Source organism: Pseudomonas sp. TMW22090 (assembly GCF_022496665.1).
Lineage (GTDB): Bacteria > Pseudomonadota > Gammaproteobacteria > Pseudomonadales > Pseudomonadaceae > Aquipseudomonas > Aquipseudomonas gregormendelii.
The window spans coordinates 162,536-180,724 of the sequence record NZ_SCFH01000010.1 but is presented as its reverse complement, the minus strand read 5'-3'; the positions used below and the strand labels follow the sequence as shown (position 1 = coordinate 180,724).

Annotated in this window: 17 protein-coding genes and 4 tRNA genes; 9 read left to right on the top strand and 12 right to left on the bottom strand. The window is 58.7% G+C overall.

What is annotated here, in order from left to right:
* Nucleotides 1-5: 5 nt before the first annotated feature.
* From EQV97_RS24890 to EQV97_RS24875, 4 genes are read left to right on the top strand one after another with little or no spacing between them, the layout of a single operon-like run.
* Nucleotides 6-842, top strand: coding sequence for an ABC transporter permease subunit (locus EQV97_RS24890; RefSeq protein ID WP_240890275.1), 837 nt, complete (start codon nt 6-8; stop codon nt 840-842).
* Complete coding sequence (locus tag EQV97_RS24885) at nt 829-1,629, top strand: ABC transporter permease (RefSeq protein WP_240890249.1); 801 nt, start codon at nt 829-831, stop codon at nt 1,627-1,629. Before EQV97_RS24890 ends, EQV97_RS24885 begins: the two co-directional genes overlap by 14 nt.
* Nucleotides 1,626-2,615 (top strand): ABC transporter ATP-binding protein, encoded by a 990-nt coding sequence (locus tag EQV97_RS24880; protein ID WP_045058074.1) that lies wholly within the window; start codon nt 1,626-1,628, stop codon nt 2,613-2,615. The genes EQV97_RS24885 and EQV97_RS24880 overlap by 4 nt, the downstream gene beginning before the upstream one ends.
* Before the next feature lie 34 nt (nt 2,616-2,649).
* Entirely contained in the window at nt 2,650-3,303 is a 654-nt protein-coding gene (locus EQV97_RS24875; RefSeq protein ID WP_240890248.1) for an HAD family hydrolase, read from the top strand.
* A gap of 52 nt (nt 3,304-3,355) precedes the next feature.
* Here EQV97_RS24875 and EQV97_RS24870 read toward each other — a convergent pair whose 3' ends face one another.
* Nucleotides 3,356-4,318: a zinc-binding dehydrogenase gene (locus EQV97_RS24870; protein WP_240890247.1), complete on the bottom strand. Its 963-nt coding sequence runs from the start codon at nt 4,316-4,318 to the stop codon at nt 3,356-3,358.
* A gap of 139 nt (nt 4,319-4,457) precedes the next feature.
* On the opposite strand from EQV97_RS24870, the gene EQV97_RS24865 reads away from it, so the two are divergent.
* Together EQV97_RS24865 and EQV97_RS24860 are read left to right on the top strand one after the other, a co-directional pair.
* A complete protein-coding gene (locus EQV97_RS24865; protein WP_163019545.1) occupies nt 4,458-6,539 on the top strand; it encodes a carboxy terminal-processing peptidase in 2,082 nt (693 codons plus the stop codon).
* A 130-nt stretch (nt 6,540-6,669) separates the two neighbouring features.
* Entirely contained in the window at nt 6,670-8,499 is a 1,830-nt protein-coding gene (locus tag EQV97_RS24860) for a bifunctional diguanylate cyclase/phosphodiesterase (RefSeq protein ID WP_240890246.1), read from the top strand.
* Nucleotides 8,500-8,537: 38 nt separating this feature from the next.
* Here EQV97_RS24860 and EQV97_RS24855 read toward each other — a convergent pair whose 3' ends face one another.
* The 9 genes from EQV97_RS24855 to EQV97_RS24815 all read right to left on the bottom strand — a co-directional run bounded on the left by EQV97_RS24855 (nt 8,538) and on the right by EQV97_RS24815 (nt 12,088).
* A complete protein-coding gene (locus tag EQV97_RS24855) occupies nt 8,538-8,948 on the bottom strand; it encodes a sel1 repeat family protein (RefSeq protein ID WP_045058070.1) in 411 nt (136 codons plus the stop codon).
* The gene (locus EQV97_RS24850) at nt 8,949-9,320 is read right to left on the bottom strand and encodes a hypothetical protein (protein ID WP_045058069.1); all 372 of its coding nucleotides are present in this window, start codon (nt 9,318-9,320) and stop codon (nt 8,949-8,951) included.
* A complete protein-coding gene (locus EQV97_RS24845; RefSeq protein ID WP_045058155.1) occupies nt 9,317-9,658 on the bottom strand; it encodes a helix-turn-helix transcriptional regulator in 342 nt (113 codons plus the stop codon). Before EQV97_RS24845 ends, EQV97_RS24850 begins: the two co-directional genes overlap by 4 nt.
* A 127-nt stretch (nt 9,659-9,785) precedes the next feature.
* Nucleotides 9,786-10,241 carry a DUF1232 domain-containing protein gene (locus EQV97_RS24840; RefSeq protein ID WP_045058068.1) on the bottom strand — a complete coding sequence of 152 codons (456 nt, stop codon included), beginning with the start codon at nt 10,239-10,241 and terminating at the stop codon, nt 9,786-9,788.
* A 292-nt stretch (nt 10,242-10,533) separates the two neighbouring features.
* Nucleotides 10,534-11,250 carry an FKBP-type peptidyl-prolyl cis-trans isomerase gene (locus EQV97_RS24835; RefSeq protein ID WP_045058067.1) on the bottom strand — a complete coding sequence of 239 codons (717 nt, stop codon included), beginning with the start codon at nt 11,248-11,250 and terminating at the stop codon, nt 10,534-10,536.
* A gap of 297 nt (nt 11,251-11,547) precedes the next feature.
* A tRNA-Asp gene (locus EQV97_RS24830) sits at nt 11,548-11,624 on the bottom strand.
* Nucleotides 11,625-11,643: 19 nt separating this feature from the next.
* Nucleotides 11,644-11,719 (bottom strand) — tRNA-Val (locus tag EQV97_RS24825).
* A gap of 197 nt (nt 11,720-11,916) precedes the next feature.
* Nucleotides 11,917-11,993: transfer RNA gene (locus EQV97_RS24820), tRNA-Asp, on the bottom strand.
* A gap of 19 nt (nt 11,994-12,012) precedes the next feature.
* Nucleotides 12,013-12,088, bottom strand: a tRNA-Val gene (locus tag EQV97_RS24815).
* Between the two features lie 161 nt (nt 12,089-12,249).
* Between EQV97_RS24815 and rdgC the strand changes: the two genes are divergently transcribed.
* The 3 genes from rdgC (at nt 12,250) to sugE (ending at nt 14,727) form a co-directional block, all read left to right on the top strand.
* Nucleotides 12,250-13,170: a recombination-associated protein RdgC gene (gene rdgC / locus EQV97_RS24810; protein ID WP_045061665.1), complete on the top strand. Its 921-nt coding sequence runs from the start codon at nt 12,250-12,252 to the stop codon at nt 13,168-13,170.
* A gap of 157 nt (nt 13,171-13,327) precedes the next feature.
* Nucleotides 13,328-14,293 (top strand): bile acid:sodium symporter family protein, encoded by a 966-nt coding sequence (locus tag EQV97_RS24805; RefSeq protein WP_240890245.1) that lies wholly within the window; start codon nt 13,328-13,330, stop codon nt 14,291-14,293.
* A gap of 119 nt (nt 14,294-14,412) precedes the next feature.
* Complete coding sequence (gene sugE, locus EQV97_RS24800) at nt 14,413-14,727, top strand: quaternary ammonium compound efflux SMR transporter SugE (RefSeq protein ID WP_045061667.1); 315 nt, start codon at nt 14,413-14,415, stop codon at nt 14,725-14,727.
* An 87-nt stretch (nt 14,728-14,814) separates the two neighbouring features.
* Here sugE and EQV97_RS24795 read toward each other — a convergent pair whose 3' ends face one another.
* Nucleotides 14,815-15,609, bottom strand: a complete 795-nt coding sequence (locus EQV97_RS24795; protein ID WP_122841380.1) for an iron-containing redox enzyme family protein — start codon at nt 15,607-15,609, stop codon at nt 14,815-14,817.
* Between the two features lie 45 nt (nt 15,610-15,654).
* Nucleotides 15,655-18,114 carry an EAL domain-containing protein gene (locus EQV97_RS24790; RefSeq protein WP_240890244.1) on the bottom strand — a complete coding sequence of 820 codons (2,460 nt, stop codon included), beginning with the start codon at nt 18,112-18,114 and terminating at the stop codon, nt 15,655-15,657.
* Nucleotides 18,115-18,189 lie beyond the last annotated feature (75 nt).

Genomic DNA, 18,189 nt, shown 5'->3' with positions numbered 1-18,189 from the left:
ACACCATGACTCGCGGCAAATGGTTGACAGCCCTGTGCCTGGTGCCTTTTGCACTGTTCTTTATCGTGTTCCAGATTGCCCCGCTGCTGTGGGTCATGATCAACAGCCTGGAGTCACAGGAGTCTGGCTGGGGCCTTGCCAACTTTACGAAAATCTTCAATTCAAAGTTCTATCTGCAGGCGATCCAGTACAGCCTCGAGATCAGTTTCTGGTCGAGCGTATTCGGCATCATCATCGCAGTGCTCGGCGCCTATTCCCTGCGCCGGGTCGATTCCAGGCTGCGTAACTTCGTCAACGCCTTCGCCAACATGACCAGCAACTTTGCCGGCGTGCCCCTGGCGTTTGCGTTCATCATCCTGCTCGGCTTCAATGGCAGTTTCACCATCCTGCTCAAGCAGGCCGGGATCATTCAGGATTTCAACCTGTACTCGAAAACCGGGCTGATCATTCTCTACACCTACTTCCAGATTCCCCTTGGCGTGCTGCTGCTGTATCCGGCATTTGATGCGCTGCGTGAAGACTGGCGCGAGTCTGCGGCGCTGCTCGGCGCCAGCGGCTGGCAATTCTGGCGCCACATCGGCCTGCCAGTGCTGACACCCGCGCTGCTGGGCACCTTCGTGATCCTGCTGGCCAACGCGCTGGGTGCCTACGCCACGGTTTACGCCCTGACCACCGGCAACTTCAACGTACTGCCGATCCGTATCGCCGCCATGGTTTCCGGCGACATTTCCCTGGACCCTAACCTCGCCAGCGCCCTGGCCGTGGTACTCGTGGCGTTGATGACCCTGGTGACCATCGTGCATCAGTTGCTGTTGAAGAGGAGCTACCATGTCTCGCGCTGAACGGGGTCCCGCCGGCATCTACCACCGGATTGTGGTGTACCTGCTGTTTGCCATTCTGTTGCTGCCCCTGGCTGGCACCCTGATCTATTCGATCGCCAGCAGTTGGTCGGCGACCATCCTGCCGAGCGGCTTCACGTTCAAATGGTATGTGCAGTTGTGGAGTGATCCGCGCTTCCTCCACGCATTCGGCCAGTCGCTGCTGGTATGCGTCGGTGCACTGGTCCTGTCAGTGGTGCTGATCTTGCCGCTATTGTTCGTGGTGCATTACCACTTCCCGAAACTCGACGCGCTGATGAACATCCTGATCCTGCTGCCCTTCGCCGTGCCGCCAGTGGTGTCGTCGGTGGGGCTGTTGCAGCTGTATGGCTCCGGCCCGTTCGCGATGGTCGGTACGCCGTGGATCCTGATTGGCTGCTACTTCACCGTGGCGCTGCCCTTCATGTACCGGGCAATCACCAACAATCTGCAGGCGATCAACCTGCGCGACCTGATGGACGCCGCCCAATTGCTCGGCGCCAGCACCTGGCAAGCGGCATTCCTGGTCGTGCTGCCGAACCTGCGCAAAGGCCTGATGGTGGCACTGCTGCTGTCGTTCTCGTTCCTGTTCGGTGAGTTCGTGTTCGCCAACATCCTGGTAGGCACCCGTTACGAAACCCTGCAGGTCTATCTCAACAATATGCGAAACAGCAGCGGCCACTTCACCAGTGCGCTGGTTATTTCCTACTTCTTTTTTGTGCTGGTTCTGACCTGGGTGGCCACTATCTTGAACAAGGACAAAAGCGAATGAGCTACGTCAGCGTCCAACATCTGGAGAAAAATTACGCAGGCACCACGGTGTTCAGCGACATCAACTGCGAAATCCACAAAGGCGAGTTTGTCACCTTGCTTGGGCCTTCGGGCTGCGGCAAATCGACCCTGTTGCGCTGTATCGCCGGGCTGACACCGGTAGATGGCGGGCAGATTTTGCTGGACGGTGTCGACCTGGTGCCCATGAGCCCGCAAAAACGCGGGATCGGCATGGTGTTCCAGAGCTACGCGCTGTTCCCGAACATGACCGTGGAGCAAAACGTGGCATTCGGCCTGCGCATGCAGAAGGTCAATGCCGACGACAGCCACAAACGCGTCGCCGAAGTGCTGGGGCTGGTGGAGTTGAACGATTTCGCCGCCCGCTATCCCCACCAGCTGTCCGGCGGCCAATGCCAGCGAGTCGCCCTCGCTCGCTCCCTGGTGACGCGTCCGCGGTTGTTACTGCTGGATGAACCGCTGTCGGCGCTGGATGCGCGAATTCGCAAGCATTTGCGCGAACAGATCCGTCAGATCCAGCGTGAACTGGGACTGACCACTATCTTTGTCACACATGACCAGGAAGAAGCCCTGACAATGTCTGACAGAATATTCCTGATGAATCAGGGAAAGATCGTACAAAGCGGCGACGCGGAAACCCTGTACACCGCGCCAGTCGATGCATTTGCGGCCGGCTTCATCGGCAACTACAACCTGCTGGATGCCGACAGTGCCTCGAAACTGCTGCAAAGACCGGTCACCGGACGCATCGCCATTCGTCCGGAAGCCATCGAGCTCAGCCTCAATGGCGCGCTGGATGCCCAGGTGCGCAGCCACAGCCTGCTGGGCAACGTGATTCGGTACCGGATCGAAGCCCGCGGCGTGGAACTGGTGGTGGATGTGCTCAACCGCTCAGCCGCAGATCTGCACCCCGATGGTCAGCGCCTGGCACTTTCCATCGATCCGACAGCCCTGTGTGAGGTAGCCTGATGGCCTTGCTGATGTTGAAGAGAGAACCGTACTGATGGCCCTGGCAATTTTTGATCTGGACGAAACCTTGATTCACGGCGACTGCGCCACCCTCTGGAGCGAACAGATGGGCAGGCTGGGCTGGGTCGATCCCGAGTCGTTCATGCGCCAGAACAACGAACTGATGGACGCTTACAGCCACGGCAAACTGCGGATGGAAGATTACATGACCTTCAGCCTGGAACCCATGATCGGTCGCACCCCCGAAGAGGTCGATCATCTGGTGGGACCGTGGGTGGAGGACTTTATCGAGCCGATCATCTTCAGCGACGCCACCAAGGCCATCGCCGCCCACCGCAAGGCAGGCGACCGGATCCTGGTGATTTCCGCCTCGGGCACCCATCTGGTCAGGCCGATTGCCGATCGCCTGGGCATCGACGAGATTCTCGGGATTGAACTGGAAGTCGCACATGGCGTGTACAGCGGCCACACCGTCGGCACCCTGACCTACCGCGAAGGCAAGATCACCCGATTGCTGGAATGGCTGGATGCCGAAGAAGAGAATCTGGAAGGCGCGAGTTTTTATTCGGACTCACGTAACGACCTGCCGCTGTTGCTCAAGGTGGATTTCCCGCACGTGGTGAACCCGGACCCGATGTTGCTTGAGCACGCCGAAAAAGCCGGCTGGCCGATCCATTTCTGGAAATAACGCAAAACCCTGCAGGAGCAAGGTCAACCTTGCTCCCAAAGGTCGCGGGTTGTCAGGCGAGGCTCTCGTCGATCAACAGCACCACCTTCCCCGCCACGGTATTACTCGCCAACTCGGCAAACGCCGCTTCGGCATCCTTGATCGCAAAAGTCTTCGCCAGCTGCGGACTCAACCGTCCTTCGGCAAACAGCGGCCAGACGTGCTGACTCAGGTCGCTGAGCAGGTCGGCCTTGAACTGGTCATCTCTGGCGCGCAGCGTCGAACCCAACAGTTGCACGCGCTTGGCCAGCACCTGGGCCAGGTCCAGCTTGGCCTCCCGACCGCCCATCAGGCCGATCAGGACCCAGCGGCCATCACTGGCCAGCAGTTTGAGATTCAGCGCTGCGTAATTGCCCCCAACCGGATCGAGGATGACATCGAACGGCCCCAGGTCGCTCAGGCTGTCCAGGTCATCGCCACGGATCACCCCACCCTGGGCTCCCAGAGCCTCGCAGTAGGCCAAACGCTCTTTCGACCCGACGCTGACCCAGCACGGGTTGCCAAATGCCTTGCACAGCTGAATGGCAGCTGAACCGATTCCACTTGCTCCGGCATGCAGCAGAACTTTCTCACCGGGTTTGAGCGCCGCAAGTTGAAACAGATTCAGCCAGACAGTGGCGTAAACCTCAGGCAGCGCTGCCGCTTCGGTCAGGTACAATCCGTCCGGGACCGGCAGCACATGCCGCCCGTCGACAACCACCTCTTCGGCCATCCCACCCCCTGCCAACAACGCGCAGACGCGATCACCCACCTGCCATGAAGACCCCGCGCCGACCTCGCTGATGATCCCGGAACACTCCAGCCCCAGCACATGACTGGCCCCGGGAGGGGGTGGATACAGTCCCGCTTTCTGTAGCAAATCCGCCCGATTGAGTCCCGCAGCGGACACTTGAATGCGAACTTGCCCTACATCACAGGTAGGACTGGGCACTTGCGCCCATACCACTTGACCTTCCACGCCTTGCAATGCTTTCACAGTGCCTCCATAGTGAGTCTGGACTGAGCCCGTAGCTGTAGCGTCGGGCTTTCTTGCATTATGCGACCGGCCCTCGTGGAACCGGCGACTTCAAAGACGGCCTAATATGCGTGATCAATTGTCCCCGCGTCGAATCAGCATGAAGCATTTTTTCCCCAGCACCGCCCTAGCTCTAGTCATTGGTATCGGCCTGCTGCCGATGTCGACCAATTCGTTTGCAGCCAACAGCTGGGACAAGCTTCAGCCTGATCGTGACGAAGTGATCGCCAGCCTGAACGTCGTCGAGTTGCTCAAGCGCCATCACTACAGCAAGCCGCCGCTTGACGACGCGCGCTCGGTGATCATCTACGACAGCTACCTGAAGCTGCTGGATCCGTCGCGCAGCTATTTCATGGCCAGCGACATCAACGAATTCAACAAGTGGAAGACCCAGTTCGACGACTTCCTCAAAAGCGGCGACCTCAACGCCGGGTTCACCATCTACAAGCGCTACCTGGACCGCGTCAAGGCGCGTCTGGACTTTGCCCTTGCCGAGTTGAACAAGGGCGTCGACAAGATCGACTTCACGACCAAGGAAACCTTGCTGATCGATCGCAAGGACGCACCTTGGCTCAAGTCCACTGCCGAGCTCGACGACCTGTGGCGCAAACGCGTCAAGGACGAAGTGCTGCGCCAGAAGATCGCGGGCAAGGACTCCAAGCAAATCCAGGAAACCCTGACCAAGCGCTACAAGAATCAACTGGCGCGTCTGGACCAGACCCGCGCGGAAGATATCTTCCAGGCCTACATCAATACCTTTGCCATGTCCTACGACCCGCACACCAATTATCTGTCACCGGATAACGCGGAGAACTTCGACATCAACATGAGCCTGTCCCTCGAGGGCATCGGCGCCGTGTTGCAAAGCGACAACGACCAGGTGAAAGTCGTGCGCCTGGTGCCCGCTGGCCCGGCCGACAAGACCAAGCTGGTGGCACCCGCCGACAAGATCATCGGCGTTGCCCAGGGCAACAAGGAAATGGTCGACGTGGTGGGCTGGCGCCTGGACGAAGTGGTCAAGCTGATCCGTGGTCCAAAGGGCACCGTGGTGCGCCTGGAAGTGATTCCGGCCAGCAATGCGCCGAACGATCAGACCACCCGAATCGTGCCGATTACCCGCGAAGCGGTGAAGCTTGAAGACCAGGCGGTGAAGAAGTCGGTCCTCAACCTCAAGCAGGATGGCAAGGACTACAAGCTGGGAGTGATCGAGATTCCAGCGTTCTACCTGGACTTCAAGGCCTTCCGTGCAGGTGATCCGGACTACAAGAGCACCACTCGCGACGTCAAGAAGCTGCTGACCGAGTTGCAGAAAGAGAAAGTGGATGGCGTGGTCATCGACTTGCGCAACAACGGCGGCGGCTCCCTGCAGGAAGCTACCGAGCTGACCAGCCTGTTCATCGACAAAGGCCCGACCGTACTGGTGCGCAATGCCGATGGCCGTGTCGATGTCCTGGAAGACGAGAACCCGGGCGCGTTCTACAAGGGCCCGATGGCGTTGCTGGTCAACCGCTTGTCGGCCTCGGCTTCGGAGATCTTCGCCGGCGCCATGCAGGACTACCACCGTGCACTGATCATCGGCGGCCAGACCTTCGGCAAAGGCACCGTGCAAACCATTCAGCCGCTGAACCATGGCGAACTGAAACTGACCCTGGCGAAGTTCTACCGGGTATCCGGCCAGAGCACCCAGCATCAGGGCGTTCTGCCGGACATCGACTACCCGTCGATCATCGACACCAAGGAAATCGGTGAGAGCGCGCTGCCCGAGGCCATGCCGTGGGACACCATCAAGGCCGCCATCAAGCCGGCAGCCGACCCGTTCAAGCCCTACCTGGCGCAGCTCAAATCCGAGCACGACCTGCGTTCGGGCAAGGACGCCGAGTTCGTGTTCATTCGTGACAAGCTGGCACTGGCCCAGAAGCTGATGGAAGAAAAAACCGTCAGCCTTAATGAAGCCGAGCGCCGCGCCCAGCACGCCGATATTGAAAACAAGCAGCTGGTGATGGAGAACATCCGCCGCAAGGCCAAGGGCGAAGAGCCGCTCAAGGAGCTGAAGAAGGAAGACGAAGACGCCCTCGCGGCGGAGCCGGACAAGACCAAACCGGAAGACGACGCTTATCTGAGCGAGACCGGTCGCATCCTGCTGGACTACCTGAAGCTCAATACTGCGGTGGCCAAGCACTAGGACAATGGCGATATAAAGGCGACGCTCTGCGGAGCGTCATCAAATAGTCATCAATCTGTCGTGAAATACGGGACCGGACGCGCGCTTGACCAAGCGCTCGTCCGGTCCTTTTTTTTTGCCAGAGATTGCCATGACCACAACCGAACAGCTGAGCGCACTGGGTTCAATATTGACTCAGGGTGGATTGCACAGCCTGTTCCAGCCAATTGTGTGCCTCTCGGAAAAGCGCGTGATCGGCTACGAAGCCCTCAGTCGCGGCCCCTCCAACAGCCCGCTGCACTCCCCGCTCGCACTGTTCGCCGTGGCCCGCCAGGCAGGCCGTCTGAGCGAGCTGGAGATCGCTTGTCGCCAGAGTGCCTGCCGACGCTTCAATGACCAGCAACTCCCCGGCAAGCTGTTCCTGAACGTCTCGCCGGAATCGCTGCTGGAAGCGGCGCATCAACCCGGACGCACGTTGCAGTTACTGCAGGATTTCGGGATTCCGCCCAGCCAGGTGGTGATCGAGCTGACCGAACAAACCCCGACTGATGACTTCCAGCTGTTACAAACCGCGTTGCATCATTATCGGGCCATGGGTTTTTCCATCGCACTGGATGACCTGGGCGCAGGGTATTCCAGCTTGCGGCTATGGTCGGAACTGCGCCCGGACTACGTGAAGATCGATCGGCACTTCATTGACGGTATCCATCAGGACGCGCTCAAACGCGAATTCGTCGGCTCGATCCTGCAAATCGCCAAGGCCTCCCGTGCGCAGGTGATCGCCGAAGGCATCGAGCTGGCGGAAGAACTTGCAGTGCTGACGGAGATGGGGGTCGACCTGGTCCAGGGCTATCTGCTGTGCCGCCCTCAGGAGCAACCGCCGAGGGATGCGCGCAAAATGCTGCCCAAACACGACAGTAGCGCCGTGGCGCTGAACGATGAAGGTTGCGACCTCAGCGCCTTGCTCAACGAACAACCGGCAGTGGCCCGCGAGACGCCGACAGCCACGGTACTGGAAGCCTTTCGCCGCCAGGCCAACCTGAACTCGCTGGCGGTACTGGACGCCCAGGGCCACCCCTGTGGCATCGTCCACAGGCATTCCCTCTCGGACGCATTGCTCAAGCCCTTCGCCACAGACCTGTTTGCCCGCAAGCCGATCAGCCGCCTGATGAGCGATGACTTTCTAGCCGTGGAGATGACCCAATCGCTGCAGCAGGTCAGCCGGCTGATCACCAGCAGGGCGCGGCAGCGCATCGAAGAGGATTTCATCATTACTCTCGATGGCGGCTACCTGGGACTGGGCCGGGTAATCGACGTGCTGAAGCTGATCACCGAACTGAAAATTCAGCAGGCCCGCTACGCCAATCCGCTGACCTTGCTACCTGGCAACGTGCCGATCCAGCAGTGCCTCACTCGCTTGCTCCAGCAGCAACGTGAGTCGGTGATCTGTTACGTGGACATCGACAGCTTCAAGCCCTTCAACGACATCTATGGCTACGGTCGTGGGGATGAAGTGCTGCTGTGCCTGGCGCAATGCCTGAATGACCGCGTGGACCCCTCCCGCGACTTCGTCGGCCATATCGGCGGCGATGATTTTTTGCTGGTACTGGGTCCCGAAGACTGGCGCAAACGCTTGAACCAGCTGGTGGATGATTTCCAGAGCCAATGCCGGCGGTTCTACCGCAGCGAGCACCTGGAGGCCGGCTGCTTTATCGCCCCAAACCGGCAGGGTGTGCGCCAGGAGTTTGCATTGCTGTCATTGTCGATTGGCGTGGTGCACCTGCATCCTCAGGCATGCGCGCAACTCGATGCGAGTCAATTGGCGGAGATGGCTTCCCAGGCCAAGCATCATGCGAAGAATGTACCCGGGTATAGCGTGTATCTGATTGACAGTCTGGTGGTGTCCGGGCGGGCGCCTTCGCGGGCAAGCCCTCTCCCACAGGGATCTGTGTTGGTAAAGGATTTTGCAAGCGACACATAAATCTGTGCGGGCTCGCCCCGAAGGCGTCAGACCAGACACTAATTATCCAAAGGACCGCGAGACGCCAACTCCTGCAGCTTGATCTCAGCCAAGGGATGCCCGGCCTTCGCCGCAATCTTCCAGAACCGCGTCGCTTCAACCGGATCCGGCGCCTTGCTCGCCGTCCCGGCCAAACTGAACACGCCTACCTGATACGCTGCCTTGCCATCCCCCGCCAACGCCGCCAGACGCAACAATCGCACGCCTTCCTCACGAGCGCCCAGGCCGACACCACGAAAGGCCAGGATGTGCCCATAGAAGCTTTGCGCCCCTGCATCGCCCAGGTTGGCCATGCGTGCGAACTGACCTTCGAGCCAGCTCCACCCCCGGGGCTGACGCACGAACCACGACCAGTGAAACAGCCGGCGGGCCAGCCAGTAACCGGCCCGAGCCTTGAGCTTGAGGAACACTCAGGCCTCTGCCGATTCGGGGTATTCGTACTCAAACACCCGAACCACCTCCGAAGCGTGCCAAGACGCGGCGGCCACACCATCCGACGGCCCGGAAAAACGCCCAAGGCGTTCAACACATTCGAAAAAACCGGTACGTGGCAGGCGGCTGGCACCCTGGCTGATCACCAGCGAGCTGCGCAATGGCTGTTCCGCCTTGGCGTCCAGTGCGGCCAGGTGCTCAAGTGCCGCAGTCAGGGTCTGCATGGCAGGTGTCGGCAGCTGCAATCGCTCCAGCAATGCGCGGTACGTCAGTAAATGTCGCTGCCGTCGCGCCTGATCCAGCTCGCCCAGCAACCCGTCCCAATGTTGACGACTGATGCGTACCGTCACGATTCGTCCCTCCACCCTGGCACCGTCAGTTCCCAGGCCAGGCTGCGGCGAATCGCAGCGTCGGGTAGACGCTCGCCACTTTCAATCAGGGCCAGATAAGACGGGCTGATGCCTACCGTGCGGGCGAGCGCCTCAATGGCGATGCCCTTCGCTTCGCGCAAACTGCGTAATTGATCCAGACCTGGAAGAATCTGGTCCGGGTTTGCCACGGGAGGTTGTGGTGCGACCCGCGGCGATGGCTGGTCAATGCCTGCTGCTTTCAATAAAGCCTGGTACTGAGCCCACGGCAGAACCGCATACTCGGGCTCGCCTTCGCGTGTGATTATCTGAATATCCATGACTTCCCCGTAGGACAACGACACTTTGCGAGTCGGCACTTTTCCCTTGAAGTGTAATCCTAACAGCGACCACGGTCGCGGACCACGGTCACGAGGTGCATGAATACAGGGACGATTTTCTATCAGATCATGGTTTTTTCGGGTTTTGCAGCTGAAGTTGCTCCGGTGTGTCAGGCAGCCGCTCCACCACTGCCAGCTTCTCCGGCAATTGGCGCTTGCGCCAGGCACGAAAGGCAGACAACTCGTCATCCAGTACTTTCATGAGCCAGGCCAGCACGGCGATATCGTCAAGCATCCCGAACATGGGAATGAAGTCGGGGATCGCGTCCACGGGACTGAGGAAATACATCAAGCCGGCCACTACCGAAATCAGCGCCTTGGGGCTGATCGCGCGGTACTCTCCTCGCCAATAGGCCAGGCACAATGCCTGCAGCAGGCGCAGGTCTTCCTTGAGCTTGCCCAGGCGGTTGCCCTGACTGGCACCTTTGCTGGCGACAGCGAACAGCAAAGTCGGTAGACGGCCCCGAGCAAGCAGCCGGCCGGCCAGTGGCAGGAAACGGGCAAAGTTCCAGGGTGCTTTCATATTTCCTCCCGCTGAAATGTTATCCACACAAATTGTGGATAACCTTGTGAACAGAGCTGCATTTTGTCGCTGAAGCCCCCGTTTCATAAGGGCTGAGCTCAGATCGGGCGTTTTTTACTCACATAAAAAAACCAAACATTTCATTGACTTGGCGCCCCAGCGCAGCTAGCGCAGGCGCCTTCAATGGCTATGACTGCATCCTGCCACGTCCGTTCGTTTTGTTTGAGCTCGTTAAATCCCGAATGCAACAACGCCCCGCATGAGCGAGGCGTTGGTTCACAACAGACGCAAATTACTTGGCTGCGTCTTCCTGTTTTGCCGGATCCTTGATCGCCAGCAGTTCCAGGTCGAATACCAGCACCGAGTTGGCCGGGATTGCCGGGCTTGGGCTTTGCGCGCCGTAAGCCAGTTCGCTAGGAATGTAGAGTTTGTACTTCTCGCCTACGTGCATCAGTTGCAGGCCTTCGACCCAACCCGGGATCACACCGCTGACCGGCAGGTCAATCGGGCTGCCACGTTCAACGGAGCTGTCGAACACGGTGCCGTTGGTCAGGGTACCGGTGTAGTGCACAGTCACTACGTCGGTCGGCTTGGGCTGGGCGCCGTCGGCCTTTTTGACGACTTCGTACTGCAGGCCCGAAGCAGTGGTGGTAACACCCGCTTTCTTGGCATTGTCTTCGAGGAATTTCTTGCCAGCGGATGCCGACTCTTCGCTCATTTTAGCCATGCGCTCTTCAGCACGCTTCTGCAGCGCGGCGAAGGCTTCGACCAGCTCTTCATCTTTCAGTTTCTGTTCTTTCTTGCCAACGGCATCTTCGATGCCCTGGGCAACGGCTTTGGAGTCCAGATCATCCATGCCTTCCTGAGCCAGGCTTTTGCCCATGTTCAGGCCAATCCCGTAGGAAGCTTTTTGCGCCGGGGTTTTCAGCTCTACGCTGGTCTGCGAATCACAACCCGCAAGTACCAGGCTAACCAGGGCCACCGCCGCCGCCAACCGATGCTGTTTCATGCTATTTCCTTGTTCATGCGCCTAAAGGGCAATCGAATAAAGCCGCGAGCTTATCAGGCGGCCACGACCAATGGCTACCGGCATGAGAGCAGGAAACGTCTGATAAGTTCAGGTGTTGTAACGCATTTCGGCATTCGGCGGGTGAAGCTTCTGTCATCTACTTCCCACGGCGGCGAATGTCTTGCGCTGGTGCAATGACGCTGACAAGGCAAAAGCCAAATCGCAGACGAAAAAAAGCCCGCACTAGGCGGGCTTTTCCGTGGTGACCTGGCGTTCAGCGTTCCAGATTACCGAATATGGCGCAGCGGACGGGACTCGAACCCGCGACCCCCGGCGTGACAGGCCGGTATTCTAACCGACTGAACTACCGCTGCGCGAAACGCTTGAAACGAATGGTGGGTGATGACGGGATCGAACCGCCGACATTCTGCTTGTAAGGCAGACGCTCTCCCAGCTGAGCTAATCACCCTTCGCTTCGTTACGGGACGCATTATGCCACAAGTTTTCGCAATGTGTTGATTTAATTGAATATTTTTCAAATAAATCAGAAAACTGGTGAAACGACACGCTCTGCAGGAACAACGTACAAACTTGAGGCAGAAAAAAACCCGCCTAAGCGGGCTTTTCCGTGGTGACCTGGCGTTCAGCATTCCAGATTACCGAATATGGCGCAGCGGACGGGACTCGAACCCGCGACCCCCGGCGTGACAGGCCGGTATTCTAACCGACTGAACTACCGCTGCGCGTAACACTGAATGCGAATGGTGGGTGATGACGGGATCGAACCGCCGACATTCTGCTTGTAAGGCAGACGCTCTCCCAGCTGAGCTAATCACCCTTCACGTTCGGTGTGGCGCGCATTCTACGGAGCACCCCCCTCTCTGGCAAGCACTTTTTAAAATAATTTTCCGAGCCCTTCCAAAGGCTTAGAGAAGGGTTGGCCTATGGCACCGCGAAGAGAATAATGCCCCCCTTTGCATATAAGGAGAGACTCACCCCATGTGGTTCAAAAACCTGCTTATCTATCGCCTGACCCAAGATCTGCCTTTTGATGCCGAGGCGTTGGAAACTGCACTGGCCACCAAACAGGCGCGTCCATGTGCAAGCCAGGAGTTGACCACCTATGGCTTCGTTGCGCCGTTCGGCAAGGGCGAAGATGCGCCCCTGGTCCATGTCAGCGGCGATTTCCTGCTGATCTCGGCCCGCAAGGAAGAGCGCATTCTGCCAGGCAGCGTCGTACGTGACGCGGTCAAGGAAAAGGTCGAAGAGATCGAGGCCGAACAAATGCGCAAGGTCTATAAAAAGGAACGCGACCAGATCAAGGATGAAATCATCCAGGCCTTCCTGCCGCGCGCATTTATCCGTCGTTCGTCCACCTTTGCTGCCATCGCGCCAAAACAGGGGCTGATCCTGGTCAACTCCGCCAGCCCGAAACGCGCCGAAGACCTGCTCTCCACCTTGCGCGAAGTTATTGGCACACTGCCAGTGCGTCCGCTGACCGTGAAGATGTCGCCGACCGCCACGATGACCGAATGGGTCACCACCCAGAAAGCGGCGGACGACTTCTTTGTGCTGGACGAGTGCGAGCTGCGTGACACCCATGAAGATGGCGGCATCGTGCGCTGCAAGCGCCAGGACCTGACCAGCGAAGAAATCCAGCTGCACCTGAGCACCGGCAAGGTGGTTACCCAGCTGTCGCTGGCCTGGCAGGACAAGCTGTCCTTCGTCCTCGACGACAAGATGGTGGTCAAGCGCCTGAAGTTCGAAGACCTGCTGCAGGATCAGGCGGAACAGGACGGAGGCGAAGAAGCCCTCGGCCAGCTGGATGCCAGTTTCACCCTGATGATGCTCACCTTCGGCGACTTCCTGCCAGCATTGGTGGAAGCATTGGGCGGAGAAGAGACGCCTCAGGGAATCTGATCATTCAGAGCGGCAGCGCCTGTAAAGAGATCGCTGCCTTCGGCAGCTCCTGCATTGGAATGCGTTTCCCGTGTAGGCGCTGCCGCAGGCTGCGATCTTTTTTTGCAAGCAGCGTATGCTTAGCTCCCTAACGCTTTCATACAATAAGGATCAGGCCATGCGCGCACTGGCTGCATTGAGTCGCTTTGTCGGCAACACCTTCGCCTACTGGGTACTGATTTTCGCCGTGTTAGCGTTCCTCCAGCCCGCTTGGTTCGTCGGTCTCAAGGTGGCCATTGTGCCGCTGCTGGGGCTGGTGATGTTCGGCATGGGCCTGACCCTCAAGCTCGAAGACTTCGCTGAAGTGGCCCGCCACCCGTGGCGCGTGGCGCTGGGCGTCGTCGCGCATTTCTTGATCATGCCCGGCATGGCGTGGTTACTGTGCCAGGTGTTCCAGTTGCCGGCGGAAATTGCCGTCGGCGTCATTCTGGTCGGCTGCTGCCCGAGTGGCACGTCGTCCAATGTCATGACCTGGCTGGCCCGCGGTGACCTGGCGCTGTCGGTGGCTATCGCGGCAGTGACCACCCTTCTCGCCCCGCTGCTGACCCCGGCGTTAATCTGGTTGCTGGCTTCGGCCTGGCTGCCGGTGTCTTTCATGGAGCTGTTCTGGTCGATCCTGCAAGTAGTGCTGCTGCCGATCGTGCTCGGCGTACTGGCTCAGCGCGTGCTCGGCGAGCGGGTTCGTCACGCAGTGGAAGTACTGCCGCTGATTTCGGTGGTCAGCATCGTGATCATCGTCGCCGCCGTGGTGGCTGCCAGCCAGGCGAAGATTGCCGAATCGGGTCTGTTGATCATGGCCGTAGTGATGCTGCACAACAGCTTCGGTTATCTGCTGGGCTATTTCACCGGCCGTTTGTTCAAGCTGCCACTGGCCCAGCGTAAATCCCTGGCGCTGGAGGTGGGCATGCAGAACTCTGGGCTGGGTGCCGCGCTGGCCAGCGCACACTTCTCGCCACTGGCAGCGGTGCCCAGCGCCTTGTTCAGTGTTTGGCACAACATTTCAGGGGCGCTGCTCTCGACCTGGTTCCGGCGGATGAGTGAAAAGCAGGACCGTGAGACCGCCATGCGACAAGTCACTGACTGAGCCGGAAACTTGATCCCCAGGTTAATAATGGGCACTATACTGCGCATCGCGAGGACGACCTTGCGGCTCGATCGAGTCATTTACCTGGGGACGACCCCGTCAATCGATGGAGGTCTTACATGTCCTGGATCATTCTGTTTTTCGCCGGCCTTTTCGAAGTAGGCTGGGCCGTGGGCCTGAAGTACACCGACGGCTTCAGTCGTCCGCTTCCCACGGCCCTGACCATTGCAGCCATGGCCATCAGCCTTGGCTTGCTGGGCCTTGCCATGAAGGAGCTGCCGCTGGGCACCGCTTATGCCATCTGGACGGGCGTCGGCGCTGTCGGCACCGTGATCGCCGGGATCATCCTTTTTGGCGAGTCCATGGCGCTGTTCAGGCTGGCCAGTGTCGCCCTGATCATCGCAGGTCTGGTCGGACTCAAGATCAGCGCCTGAACCAGCGTGGCGGCGATGAAAAAGCCCGCTCCCACTGTCGATCGGACAGCAGGGGCGGGCTATTTTTTTGCAGCAGGTATCAGTCGATCAACTTTCCGCCAGCGCCATGCGCTCACGGGTGACCGGCGCCCGTTCCGCGTGCTCAAGCTGCATGCACCGTTCCAGGAACAAGTACATGTAGTCATAGCTTTTGCGAATCGCCTGGCGTAACTCAGCCTGCAATGCCTGGCTCGGATTCAGGCCCGCCAGGGTGCAGATGATTTCCAGCGCCTCCCACGGGTGGGCGTCGTCGTACTGGGCGTGCATCTTCAGCCACTTCATGGCGCGCTTGCGTTCCTCTTCGGGGAAGGAGGCGGCATACACGCCATTGGAACAGACCACCGCTGACCACTCCCCCGTCGCCCCTTCAATGGCGTAGTTGGTCGCGGCGATGGCCACGATCAGCGAATCGGACGAACTGGTGTGCCAGCACCAGTGACTCAATGCATGAAGTTCAGGGGCAACAGTTTGTGCCTGCAACTCTTCCAGTGTTACGCCATGCGCCCGGCTCCAGTGCACCCAGTAGTCGGCATGATTAAGCTCCACTCGAATATTGCGCATCAACCAGCGCCGCGCCATGTCTTCGCCAGGGTGTCGGGCAAAGCGGGTCTTGGTCAGGTTCTGCGCCATATACAAGGCAAACTGTTCGACGACCGGCCAGCCACCAATGAGGTAGTGGCGCATGGTCTTCGCACTGAGTTTGTTGTCACGCAGCCGTTGATAGAGTTCATGTTCAACCACCCGGCGTTTGTTCTCGCTGCAGTCCTGAATCAGGCGTTGTGCCCAGTTCGGATAACTTGCAGCTTCCATGAGAGGTCCGGTTCTGATGAATGTGTCGATCACTGTCGAGCTCCTTTTGATTGTGATTTGAAGGATCGGCAAGATGTTTCAGCGAAAGGTGCCCGGCGCCTTGAATAACAAAGGCTGAGGCCTCGCCGGACGACGCTGCAAACTTTCACAGGTAAACAGGTGCGGGCGTTCAATCACATACCCTTGAGCATAATCGACCCCAATCTCAAGCAGTGCCTGCTCGATCTGTGGTGTTTCGACAAACTCGGCAATCGTGCGTTTACCCATTACATGACCGATGTGATTAATCACTTCGACCATGGCGAGGTTAATCGGGTCGTCCAGCATATCCTTTACGAAACTCCCGTCGATCTTCAGGAAGTCTACAGGTAAATGTTTCAAGTAGGCGAATGAAGACATTCCGGCACAAAAATCATCAAGTGAAAAATGGCAACCTAAACCTTTGAGTTCATTGATAAACCTAATCGCACTGCCCAAATTTGATATCGCACTGGTTTCAGTAATTTCAAAACAAATCATTTCAGGAGGGATTGAGTAAACAACAAACTGTTTACGCAGGAAGTTCAGAAATGCGTCATCTCCTATAGTAGTGCCTGACAGATTAATCGCACACATGGCCAAAGGACCTTTGTGATTTTCCTGTATGCATTGCGCAATGATCTTGAATACGTTCTCCACTACCCAGCGATCAAGGGAAGTCATTAGCCCATAACGTTCCGCCGCCGGTATGAAACTGTCCGGTAGTATCATTCGCCCGGCTTCATCATGCAGACGCAACAGGATTTCAATATGTCCACCGCCCTCCTCTACATGCCCGAGCGGCGCGATCTGTTGGGCATAGAGGCAGAACCGGTTGTCTTCCAGGGCCATATGCAGGCGTTGTACCCAAGCCATCTCGCCAAAGCGCAGGGACAGCTCCGAATCATCGGCGTGGTAGACCTGAATGCGGTTGCGCCCCTTCTCCTTGGCCATGTAGCAAGCCATGTCGGCGGCACGCAGAGAGGCTTCCAGGGTCGTTGGATGCTGAGTGACATGTACCAGGCCGATGCTGACAGTGGTCACGAATGGGCGGCCTTTCCATACGAAGTGCAGGTTCTGAACCGTCTGACGCAGGCTGTCGGCGATCTTCTCGGCAGCGTCGGGCGCGCAGTTTTCCAGCAGAATGCCGAATTCGTCGCCCCCCAGCCTGGCCAGGGTGTCTCCCTCACGCAAACCTGACTGCAACAGGGCACAAATGTGCCGCAGCAACTCATCACCGGCCGCGTGGCCGCAGGTATCGTTGACCAGCTTGAACTGGTCCAGGTCGAGAAACATCAGCGAGTGACGCCCGGCCTGACGCGTCAGATTGTGCAGGGCCTGCTCCAGGCGGAACTCGAACTCGCGGCGGTTGGCGAGCCCGGTCAGGGCGTCGTGCGTGGCCTGCCACGAAAGATTGGCAATGTACTGGCGCTCCTGGGTCATGTCGTGCAGTACCAACACGGTGCCACTGACCTTGCCGGCGTTACGGATCGGCGCGCCCACCAATGTCACCGAAACGGTGCTGCCATCCAGGCGCTGGATCAGCTTGGAGTGCTCGCTGCCGCCTCTGAGCTGACCACTGAGGATATGTTCGATCAGGGTGAAACCTTCCGCCTGGGCATTTTCATCCAGCAAGTTGAACAGCGCCGCCAACGGCAAACCTGCGGCCTGTTCGGCTTTCCAGTGGGTCAGCGCCTCGGCCGCCGGGTTCATGTAGGCAATTGCGCCGTCGACGTCGGTCGTGATGACGGCATCGCCGATCGATTGCAGGGTGATCTGCGCCCGATCCTTTTCCAGCTGCAAGGCGTCGGCAAAGGCGTGGCGCTGCTTGAGCAGTTTGTGGGTGCGCATCAACGCCAGCGCAATCAGGCCCAGCGCGGTGGCAAGGTTGATCACCAGCAGCAGGCGCAGGATCATTCGCGAGCCCTCGCCCAACGCATCACTAAAGGCCTTGGCCGCAGGTGTGACACCGTCATTGATCGCAAAAATCCGGTCTTTCCAGCGAGTGACGTCGGCATCCGACGCCTGGCCGTCGGTCATGCGCTGCTGCATTTCGCTGGCGACTTCATCGAGCTGAACCAGATAGTCGTCACCGACTGTCCACAGGTCGATGGCTTTTTCCAGATAGCTGAAATTGCGAAAATTAAGGTAGAGCCAGATCAGGCTGGACACATCGTCGGGGTGATTGCCCCCTTTGAGGATCGCCAGCCGGGCGGCCTCGAGGTTGGGCGGCTGGTGATCGAGGGCCAGGCGCAGCTCATGGCCGCCATGGGGCACGGCGATGGCGTTCTGATACTTGAGGAAAATCGCCTCGTCGCGATTTTCCGCGTATAGGTTCAGGTAATAGATGGCGTCTTTCTGGCCTTTGGACCACAGGCTTTCACCGGCCACGTAGCCGCGAACCGCAGACAACACATATAGACTGAAGCCACCCAGCAGCGCCTGAAATAACACGACGGCGATGAAAGGCCATACGATGCCCAGCAACCGTGGAGTTCCGAGAGTCCGCGTTTGATTCATGAGGTCCCTTGCATTAGCACTGCCAGATCATCATCCCGACGTGATCGCTACCCCCAGACTAGGGGGCGTTCTCGC